The organism is Halomonas sp. I1 (assembly GCF_032334135.1).
Lineage (GTDB): Bacteria > Pseudomonadota > Gammaproteobacteria > Pseudomonadales > Halomonadaceae > Halomonas.
On record NZ_JAVXUS010000038.1, the window covers coordinates 1 to 3366 of the forward strand.

General features: G+C 64.0%; 1 protein-coding gene. It reads right to left on the minus strand.

Annotated features, from left to right (window positions below; genetic code table 11):
• The coding region (locus tag RSO41_RS18425; RefSeq protein WP_315620717.1) for a VCBS domain-containing protein at positions 1-3366 on the minus strand (3366 nt) is incomplete at both ends.

Below are 3366 nucleotides of genomic sequence, written 5' to 3' on the forward strand. Positions count from 1 at the left end.
TCACGCCCAGCGTGAACTGATCCAGGATCTCGCCGTTGCCATGATCCTCGGCGTCGCCGTCCTCGGTGTAGTCGTAGGTAATTTCACCCGTGGCGACATCATAGCCAGTGATGGTCAGGGTGCCTTCGTCACCCTGCAGGGTCACCGGAGTGTTGCTGGCATCGGTGATATCGGTGCCATTGACGGTCACGCTGTCGATACCGGCCTCGGCACCCACCGTGGCCGTGCCGCTGATGGTGTTGCCGGTCGCCTCGACCACGCTGTGATCGGCGCCCTCGGCATTCGGCGCCTTGTCATCGATATCCACCGTCGGCGGCCCGTCGGTGGCGCCGTTGATGGTCACCGTCAGCGTCGCCGTGCTGGTGTCGCCATCGGCATCGGTCAGCGTATAGGTGAACGTCTCGGTGAGCGTGTCATCGTCGTCCAGCGCCTGGACGGCGCCGTTGGTGGTGTCGACCTGATAGGTCCAGTTGCCGTCGCCGTTATCGACGAAGCTGCCGTAGCTCGCGCTGGTGTCGGTAAAGACCACCTCACTCGGGGTATCGGCACTCTCGGTATCGTTATCCAGCACATTGCCGGTCACCGCGTCCGTGTCATCCTCGCCGATGGCCGCGCTGTCATCACTGGCCGCGGGCTCGGTGTCCTCGATGCGGATATCCAGGCTATCCGTGGTCGACTCGCCGGCCAGGTCGGTGACCTCGAGATCGAAGCGGTCGAAGATTTCGCCGTCGCTGTGGTCCTCGGCGTCGCCGTCCTCGGTGTAGTCGTAGGTAATTTCACCCGTGGCGGCATCATAGCCGGTGATACGCAGTTCGCCCTCGGCACCCGGGATCGTCACCGGGTTGGCAGACGTCGCGCCAGTAATGTCCTGGTCGTTGACGGTCACGCTGTCGATGCCCGCCTCGGCGCCCACCGTGGCCGTGCCACTGATGGTGTTGCCGGTCGCCTCGACCACGCTGTGATCGGCGCCCTCGGCATTCGGGGCCTTGTCATCGATATCCACCGTCGGCGGGCCGTCGGTGGCCCCGTTGATGGTCACCGTCAGCGTCGCCGTGCTGGTATCGCCATCGGCGTCGGTCAGCGTATAGGTGAACGTCTCGGTGAGCGTGTCATCGTCGTCCAGCGCCTGGACGGCGCCATTGGTGGTGTCGACCTGGTAGGACCAGCTGCCGTCGCCGTTATCGACGAAGCTGCCGTAGCTCGCGCTGGTGTCGGTAAAGACCACCTCACTCGGGGTATCGGCACTCTCGGTGTCGTTGTCCAGCACATTGCCGGTCACCGCGTCCGTGTCATCCTCGCCGATGGCCGCGCTGTCATCACTGGCCGCTGGCTCGGTGTCCTCGATGCGGATATCCAGGCTGTCGCTGGTCGACTCGCCGGCCAGGTCCGTCACGCCCAGCGTGAACTGATCCAGGATCTCGCCGTTGCCATGGTCCTCGGCGTCGCCATCCTCGGTGTAGTCGTAGCTGATCTCGCCGGTGGCGGCGTTATAGCCGGTGATGGTCAGGGTGCCTTCGTCACCCTGCAGGGTCACCGGAGTATTGCTGGCATCGGTGATGTCCTGACCCTCGACGGTCACGCTGTCGATACCGGCCTCGGCACCCACCGTGGCCGTGCCGCTGATGGTGTTGCCGGTCGCCTCGACCACGCTGTGATCGGCGCCCTCGGCGTTCGGGGCCTTGTCATCGATATCCACCGTCGGCGGCCCATCGGTGGCCCCGTTGATGGTCACCGTCAGCGTCGCCGTGCTGGTGTCGCCATCGGCATCGGTCAGGGTGTACTCGAAGGTGTCCGTCAGGAACTCACCATCATCCAGCGCCTGGACGGCGCCATTGGTGGTGTCGACCTGGTAGGACCAGTTGCCGTCGCCGTTATCGATGAAGCTGCCGTACTTGGCCGCGGCCACGTCATCGGCATCGAAGCTGATGGCGCTCGGGGTATCGGCACTCTCGGTATCATTGGCCAACACGTCACCCGTGATGGCACTGGACGCGTCCTCGCCTACCTCGGCGGTGTCATCACTGGCTTCAGGCTCGGTGTCCTCGATACGGATATCCAGGCTATCCGTGGTGGATTCGCCGGCCAGGTCGGTCACGCCCAGCGTGAACTGGTCGAGGATCTCGCCGTCGCCATGGTTCTCGGCGGCGCCGTCTTCGGTGTAGTCGTAGCTGATCTCGCCGGTGGCAGCGTCATAGCCGGTGATGGTCAGGGTGCCTTCGTTACCCTGCAGGGTCACCGAAGTGTTGCTGGCATCGGTGATGTCCTGACCATTGACGGTCACGCTGTCGATGCCCGCCTCGGCGCCCACCGTGGCCGTGCCACTGATGGTGTTGCCGGTGGCCTCGACCACGCTGTGATCGGCACCCTCGGCATTCGGCGCCTTGTCATCGATATCCACCGTCGGCGGCCCGTCGGTGGCGCCGTTGATGGTCACCGTCAGCGTCGCCGTGCTGGTGTCGCCATCGGCATCGGTCAGCGTATAAGTGAACGTCTCGGTGAGCGTGTCATCGTCGTCCAGCGCCTGAACCGCGCCATTGGTGGTGTCGACCTGGTAGGTCCAGTTGCCGTCGCCGTTATCGACGAAGGTGCCGTACTGGGCGGCGGCCACATCATCGGCATCGAAGCTGATGGCACTCGGGGTATCGGCACTCTCGGTATCGTTATCCAGCACATTGCCGGTCACCGGCGAAGTATCATCTTCCCCGATAGTTTCACGGTCGTCGTCGGCACTCGGCTCGGTGTCCTCGATACGGATATCCAGGCTATCCGTGGTCGACTCGCCGGCCAGGTCGGTGACCTCGAGATCGAAGCGGTCGAAGATTTCGCCGTCGCTGTGATCCTCGGCATCGCCGTCCTCGATGTAGTCGTAGGTAATTTCACCTGTGGCGGCATCATAGCCGGTGATGGTCAGGGTGCCTTCGTCACCCTGCAGGGTCACCGGATTATTACTGGCATCGGTGATGTCCTGACCCTCGACGGTCACGCTGTCGATACCCGCCTCGGCACCCACCGTGGCCGTGCCACTGATGGTGTTGCCGGTCGCCTCGACCACGCTGTGATCGGCGCCCTCGGCATTCGGGGCCTTGTCATCGATATCCACCGTCGGCGGGCCGTCGGTGGCCCCGTTGATGGTCACCGTCAGCGTCGCCGTGCTGGTATCGCCATCGGCGTCGGTCAGGGTGTACTCGAAGGTTTCCGTCAGGAACTCACCATCATCCAGCGCCTGGACGGCGCCGTTGGTGGTGTCGACCTGATAGGTCCAGTTCCCGTCGCCGTTATCGATGAAGGTGCCGTACTGGGCGGCGGCCACATCATCGGCATCGAAGCTGATGGCACTCGGGGTATCGGCACTCTCGGTGTCGTTAT